The following is a 478-nucleotide window of genomic DNA, read 5'->3' as shown; positions in this document are numbered from 1 at the left end:
TGAGGTAACCGCAAGGAGCCAGCCGTCGAAGGTGGGGGCGATGATTGGGGTGAAGTCGTAACAAGGTAGCCGTATCGGAAGGTGCGGCTGGATCACCTCCTTTCTAGGGAAGACCTAAGAAGTCGGCACGGTGGCAATTCATTCATTGTTCAGTTTTGAGAGGTCATCCTCTCAATCCCATACATGGGCCTATAGCTCAGCTGGTTAGAGCGCACGCCTGATAAGCGTGAGGTCGGTGGTTCGAGTCCACCTAGGCCCACCAGGGCAAACCGATATACCCGAAATACGCTGTAGAGTACGGACAATCGGCAAGCCATTCCAGATTGCATCGACACACCTCTTTTTATGAGAGGAAGCCATGCATCAGTGGGGGTGTAGCTCAGCTGGGAGAGCACCTGCCTTGCAAGCAGGGGGTCAGGAGTTCGATTCTCCTCATCTCCACCAAACTTTTTTATCATCGTACCTTGACAACTGCATA

Annotated in this window: 2 tRNA genes and 1 rRNA gene; all 3 read left to right on the top strand. The window is 52.7% G+C overall.

Features of this window, described 5'->3' with window-relative positions:
• Positions 1-103, top strand: a 16S ribosomal RNA gene (locus tag ACFCTO_RS12165); the annotation flags it as partial.
• A gap of 82 nt (positions 104-185) precedes the next feature.
• Positions 186-262 (top strand) — tRNA-Ile (locus tag ACFCTO_RS12160).
• A 106-nt stretch (positions 263-368) separates the two neighbouring features.
• Positions 369-444: transfer RNA gene (locus ACFCTO_RS12155), tRNA-Ala, on the top strand.
• Positions 445-478: the final 34 nt, after the last annotated feature.

The sequence above is a fragment of the Megasphaera indica genome, assembly GCF_046614755.1.
GTDB lineage: Bacteria > Bacillota > Negativicutes > Veillonellales > Megasphaeraceae > Megasphaera > Megasphaera intestinihominis.
This window is presented reverse-complemented; position numbering and strand designations above follow the sequence as displayed.